This window comes from Pseudoalteromonas sp. UBA2102 (assembly GCF_002331165.1).
Taxonomy (GTDB): domain Bacteria; phylum Pseudomonadota; class Gammaproteobacteria; order Enterobacterales; family Alteromonadaceae; genus Pseudoalteromonas; species Pseudoalteromonas atlantica.
Map to the genome: position 1 here is coordinate 18,252 of NZ_DCYU01000111.1, position 5,760 is coordinate 24,011.

Consider the following 5,760-nt stretch of genomic DNA (forward strand, 5'->3'; position numbering starts at 1 on the left):
TAAGCTATGTCTAAATTAAAAGGTCGCCCTTTACATGCAGATGAAGCTGATGAGCTTTTAAAAAACTGGCCAATACCTGATGTTGCTCCTGATGAGCGCAGTTTTGGCAATCGTTCAACGGCTTTTGGCACACCGCTTTCTGATTTGTATAAAAAAGAAGTTGAAGAAGAAGCAGTAGAAGACACTCAGCCGCAAGAGCCTGAACTGCCTTCGTTAACTATGGCTGAGCTTGAGCGCATTAGGCAAGATGCTTATGAGGAAGGCTTAAAGCAAGGGCACGAACAAGGCTACATAGATGGCTTTGAAAAAGGGGTTGGTGAGGGCAAAGAAGCAGGTTACAAAGAAGGCGTAGAGCTTGGTAAAACACAAGGCCAAGAAGACGTTAAGCCGTTAATAGAAGAGCAGTTAACCAGCTTGCGTAGCATAATCGACAACCTCAGCGCTCCGCTTGATAAAGTGGACGAACTGGCAGAAAAGCACTTAGTGCAATTAGCGGTTATGCTGGCAGAAGCTATAACCTATCAAGAAATTAAAACATCGCCCGATGTTATTTTACATACGCTTAAAAAAAGCATAGATGCATTAAATACTGAGCAAGAAAAAGTTCGTGTGCATTTAAACCCAGATGATCTAGAACTGGTAAAGCAAAGCTATGGTGAGCAAACTATTGCAGATAATAATTGGCAGCTAATTGCAGAACCCACACTCGAGCGCGGCGGTTGCGAAGTTAAAACGCCACAATCGTCTTTAGATATGACCCTAAAAACCCGTGTCAAAGAAACGTTGGATAGCTTTTTGCATAATAGCGGTATCTAATCTTTTTTGTGGCGTGTTATGGCAGCTCAACGTGCACCTCTAAGCGAACGCTTAAATCAATACCAACAACATATTGCAGCGTTTAAACCTGCTGTAGCAGGTATTTTAACCCGAGTAGTCGGTTTAACCCTTGAGGCGAAAGGGCTACGTGCGCCTGTAGGCAGCCAATGCAAAATAGAAACTATGTCAGGGTTTGTAGATGCTGAGGTAGTGGGCTTTAGTGAGCAAACCCTTTACTTAATGCCTAATGACCACATTTCCGGTGTGTTACCCGGTGCGCGTGTTATTCCACAAGTAAATGATACCGGCTTGCCTGTTGGTATGAGCCTACTAGGCCGCGTTGTAGATGGCTTAGGCCGCCCGCTTGACGGCCTGGGAAAAATTAACGCCGAACACTATTTAAAGTTTGCACAAAACCCCATAAACCCCCTCGCTAGAAGACCAATCAGCCAACCTATGGATGTAGGTGTACGGGCTATAAACTCAGTTATTACTGTAGGGCAAGGCCAGCGTATGGGTTTGTTTGCAGGCTCTGGTGTTGGTAAATCGGTCCTCTTAGGTATGATGACCCGCGGCAGTGAAGCCGATGTTATTGTGGTTGGCCTAGTGGGTGAGCGTGGCCGTGAGGTAAAAGAATTTATTGAAGAAATACTCGGTGTAGAAGGGCGCAAACGCTCTGTTGTGGTAGCTGCTCCTGCTGATGCATCGCCCCTTATGCGCTTAAAAGGCTGTGAAAGCGCGGTGACCATTGCTGAGTACTTTCGTGATCAAGGTTTAAACGTATTGTTATTGCTTGATTCAGTAACCCGTTACGCCATGGCGCAACGCGAAATAGCCCTAGCGGTTGGCGAACCTCCTGCAACAAAAGGGTATCCGCCTTCTGTATTTGCTAAATTACCGGCGCTGGTGGAGCGAGCGGGTAATGGCGGCGAAGGTCAAGGGTCTATCACTGCGTTTTTTACTGTGCTTAGTGAGGGCGATGATATGCAAGACCCAATAGCCGATGCTGCACGTGCTATTTTAGATGGGCATATTGTACTTTCTCGAGATTTAGCCGATAGCGGTCATTACCCCGCGATAGATATCGAAAAATCAATTTCTCGAGTTATGCCGCAAGTGGTGTCTGAGCCTCATATGCAGCAGGCCCGCGTATTAAAACAAGTGTATTCAATGTATCAGCAAAATAAAGATATGATCACCTTAGGTGCGTATCAAAAAGGGGCTGACCAAATGCTTGATCAAGCTATAAATATGATGCCGCGCGTAAATGCGTTTTTACAGCAAGGTATGCGCGATGTAATAAGTTACGACGATGGTTTACACGGCCTAGCCCAATTACTAGGACAAGCATAATGGCAAAAAATAAGCTCGATTTACTGCTTAAGCTCGAAAACGACAAAGAAGAAAATCTGCGCATGAGCTACTTACAAGCCAATCAAAATTTACAAGCTAACCAACAAAAGCTGCAAGGGTTAAATAACTTTAGATTAGAATACTCTCAGCAATTACATGTGAAAGGAAAGTCCGGTTTATCAAGCGCGGGCTTTGGTCAGTACCATGCCTTTATAGCAAAAATTGAAGAAGCGATTCGTCAGCAAGCCAGTACGGTAAATACCGCTAAACAAGTTGTAACACAGCGTAAAGCTTTGTGGTTAAAGCAACAGGTAAAAGCAAAAGCCGTAGCAAAATTAATTGAAAAACAAAACCTAAAAGCAGCGGCGTTAATGGCAAAGAGTGAGCAAAAAATGCTGGACGAGTTTTCTGCTAATCAATTTTTTCAGCGCCGTAAAAGTTTATAACTTTGGCGCGTTTATTGCTTTGTTGGTAGGTGGTAATTAATTTTGGCAAAGTGCGGTGGCAACTTGCCGCAGTGCTGTGTAGGTGAATTATGGCAATAAACGATATTTCAATGTTGGCAACAGCTGAAAAAGACTCTTTTTTAGCATTTAAAGACAATAACTTACCTGCAGGTAACGAATCTGGTGATGCTTTTTTAAGCCAGCTACAAGATGCAGACAAACCCTTTGTATTGCCTGCTAATTCTGAGGCTCCTAGCCAAGCAGGCTCTTTATTGCCAACAGATGATAAGCAGCTAGCCAATAGCAAAAAACCGACAGCTTCATCAAGTGATGACACGCAAGATACGTTATTATCTGGCGATAGCGTTTTAGCACAAATAAACTCCTCGCAAGTGATTGACGTAAGTGTAAAAAAACACGGCAGTAGCGATAATGATTTTAGCGATTTAAGTGCTAAAAAGAGTGATAAAAGTGTCAACTTTTTAGCTTCGCAATTAGGTGAAACTGATGAAGCAGATGCCATAACGACTAAAGCCGATGATACTCTTTTAGCTGACGATAATAGCAATGGCAAAAAAAGCGCGTTTACAAACGCCGAGCTTGAAACTAAAGCAGCTAAGCAAAGCGCTGGAGAAAATTTAGCCCCTTCTTTAAAAAATGAGAGCCTAGCAAGTAGTGCCGCTAAAAACCAAATAGCAGAAGCGGTGCAAACACAAATTAATAAAGCTAATAGCAGTGCAGCCTCTGTAAATAATGAAGATAAAGGTGCTGAGAATACAAAAGCGCCAGGCACTGTATTAAATGCTGAAAGTGCGCTGCCTATAAGCGATGCAGACATAGAGCAATTAGCCAAAGAACTGACTCGTTCATCTACGCAATCAGAGCTATCAACTACATCTAAAGTACTCAACTCATTAAGCGAAGCGCAACGTGCACAATTAAACGAGCACGTTAAAAGCTCATTTACTGAAACCACGCCAAGTGAAGGTGATGATCGTGCAAGCTCCGTTAAACAATTATTGACAGAATTTGTCGTACAAAACGAAAAAGAGACAAGCACGCGCGGTGAGCTAGTTCAATCTCAGTTAAAAAACTTAAATAGCGATGAAAAGCAGGCGCTACTTAGCCAATTAAAAAGCTATGTGAGTAACGAGCAATCGACAGGTGATGCGCTCAAAAAAGTAAATGAAACAATAAGCAACTTACAAACTATGCTTGATACGCAGCTCAGTGAGAGCAAAGCGCAAAGTGTGTCGAGCTCTGCAAATATGGCTTTAAATGCGCAGCAAGCCAGTAATGCTGCAATGAATGCGAATACACCGCAAAATAAAGCCATGATTAATGCTGAAGCACCCTCTAGTATTGAGCAAGATGGTGTAAATCCAGAAGAGTTGAACGCCCTAGAGGCCGAGCAGGAAAGCTTACTTAAAGAGCCTAAAACAAATACTGGTTTATCGCGTGTAGCTCAGGTGTTTACGTTGATAACCGATGGCATTAATAATACGCAGGCACAAATAAATACTCAGTATGACAACGCTCGTTATGAGCAGTCTATTTTAGAGAGCCAAGCTATACAGTCGCAGCAATTACAAAGCAGCACCGCGCAGGTTAAGCAGGTAAATATAGATGCAAGTATGATGCAGGCTATTAATATTGTTAAAAGTGATGCAGCTAAAATGCTTCAAGAGCGTGTATCTTCAATGCTAAGCATTAGCAATAAAGAAGCTGAAATTCGCTTAGATCCGCCAGAAATGGGCAGCATGCAAATTCGTATCAGAAGTGATGCTGAACAAGCACAAATAAATTTTGTAGTGCAAAACCAGCAAGCTAAAGAAGCACTTGAACAATCAATGCCGCGCTTACGTGAAATGTTAGCCGAGCAGGGAATTGATTTAGGTGAAAGTACGATTTCTTACGGGCAATCTGGTAATGAGCAAAGCGATGAAGGCGAAGGGCAATCACAAGGTCAAACGGCTAATAAAAATACACAGCAGGATAAAAATGATGAGCAAGATGGAGCTAACCCACAAAGTTCTCGACAACAAACTTCATCATCAATAGATTACTATGCCTAAGTACTGCTATTATAATAACTAAAACAAGCAAGTACCTTTGCTAAAAAAGGAATCACAATGGCCGAAGAAACAAGTTTAGAAATAGAAGAAACCGGTAAAAGCAAAAAAAAGCTGATCATAATCATAGTGGCAGTACTGCTTGTTGTTGGCGGTGGTGCAGGCTATTTTTTTATGGCGGGCGATGATGCACCCGTTGAAACATTAGATGAAGAAACAACAACCGCAGCGCAAAGCGACTCGGCTACACCTTCAGCCTCTTCAGCTGAAATGGGCAGTGCCTTGTATGTTGCTATGCCAAGACCCTTTGTGTTTAATGTACCTGGGTCAAGCAGAGATAGAATTGTACAAATAAAAGTGCAATTACTTGTGCGTGGCGATGTAAATGAAGAAACCGCTAAAAAGCACATCCCACTGATTGAAGGCACCTTATTAAGCGTGTTTTCAACCACCACAGCTGATGAGCTCAGCACCAGTGCAGGCAAAGAAACATTACGCTTTACTGCGCTTGAAAAAGTGCAAGCTGCGCTAAATGATGTTGAAGGCACAAAAGTAATTGAGCGGGTATTGTTTACCGGCTTTGTGATGCAATAAGGGGCTAGCGTGAGCGATTTATTATCCCAAGACGAAATTGATGCACTCTTACACGGCGTTGATGAAGTCGAAGAGGAAGATATACACGAAGGTGAAGACGGCGAAGGCAGTACATTACAGTACGACTTTTCTTCGCAAGATCGGATCGTGCGTGGTCGCATGCCGACCCTGGAAATTGTTAACGAGCGGTTTGCTCGTCATATGCGAATAAGCTTATTTAACATGATGCGCCGCACCGCAGAGGTGTCGATTAATGGCGTACAAATGATTAAATTTGGCGAATACATTCATACCTTATTTGTACCAACAAGTTTAAATATGGTGCGTTTTAGACCGCTAAAAGGCACTGGCCTTATCACCATGGAAGCACGTTTAGTGTTTATTTTGGTAGATAACTTTTTTGGTGGTGACGGGCGTTACCATGCCAAAATTGAAGGCCGCGAATTTACCCCTACCGAACGTCGAATCGTGCAAATGCT

The 5,760-nt window shown here is 42.9% G+C and carries 6 protein-coding genes; all 6 read left to right on the plus strand.

All coding sequences use genetic code 11. From position 1 onward, the window contains the following. Positions 1-6 precede the first annotated feature (6 nt). Positions 7-816 carry a flagellar assembly protein FliH gene (gene fliH, locus B2R65_RS15060; protein ID WP_064386715.1) on the plus strand — a complete coding sequence of 270 codons (810 nt, stop codon included), beginning with the start codon at positions 7-9 and terminating at the stop codon, positions 814-816. Positions 817-834: 18 nt separating this feature from the next. Next, entirely contained in the window at positions 835-2,169 is a 1,335-nt protein-coding gene (gene fliI / locus B2R65_RS15065) for a flagellar protein export ATPase FliI (RefSeq protein ID WP_054982998.1), read from the plus strand. Further along, complete coding sequence (gene fliJ / locus B2R65_RS15070; protein ID WP_004588294.1) at positions 2,169-2,615, plus strand: flagellar export protein FliJ; 447 nt, start codon at positions 2,169-2,171, stop codon at positions 2,613-2,615. Before fliI ends, fliJ begins: the two co-directional genes overlap by 1 nt. Before the next feature lie 89 nt (positions 2,616-2,704). Continuing rightward, positions 2,705-4,690, plus strand: a complete 1,986-nt coding sequence (locus B2R65_RS15075) for a flagellar hook-length control protein FliK (RefSeq protein ID WP_286744063.1) — start codon at positions 2,705-2,707, stop codon at positions 4,688-4,690. A 57-nt stretch (positions 4,691-4,747) separates the two neighbouring features. Then, a complete protein-coding gene (gene fliL, locus B2R65_RS15080) occupies positions 4,748-5,281 on the plus strand; it encodes a flagellar basal body-associated protein FliL (protein ID WP_286744066.1) in 534 nt (177 codons plus the stop codon). Positions 5,282-5,290: 9 nt separating this feature from the next. Continuing rightward, on the plus strand, positions 5,291-5,760 hold a 470-nt coding region (locus tag B2R65_RS15085), incomplete at its 3' end, for a flagellar motor switch protein FliM (RefSeq protein ID WP_476748309.1).

What these genes read in the sequence shown, in the direction of transcription:
- fliH (WP_064386715.1), top strand. Translation starts at nt 7, where the DNA reads ATGTCTAAATTAAAAGGTCGCCCTTTACATGCAGATGAAGCTGATGAG.
- fliI (WP_054982998.1), top strand. Translation starts at nt 835, where the DNA reads ATGGCAGCTCAACGTGCACCTCTAAGCGAACGCTTAAATCAATACCAA.
- fliJ (WP_004588294.1), top strand. Translation starts at nt 2,169, where the DNA reads ATGGCAAAAAATAAGCTCGATTTACTGCTTAAGCTCGAAAACGACAAA.
- B2R65_RS15075 (WP_286744063.1), top strand. Translation starts at nt 2,705, where the DNA reads ATGGCAATAAACGATATTTCAATGTTGGCAACAGCTGAAAAAGACTCT.
- fliL (WP_286744066.1), top strand. Translation starts at nt 4,748, where the DNA reads ATGGCCGAAGAAACAAGTTTAGAAATAGAAGAAACCGGTAAAAGCAAA.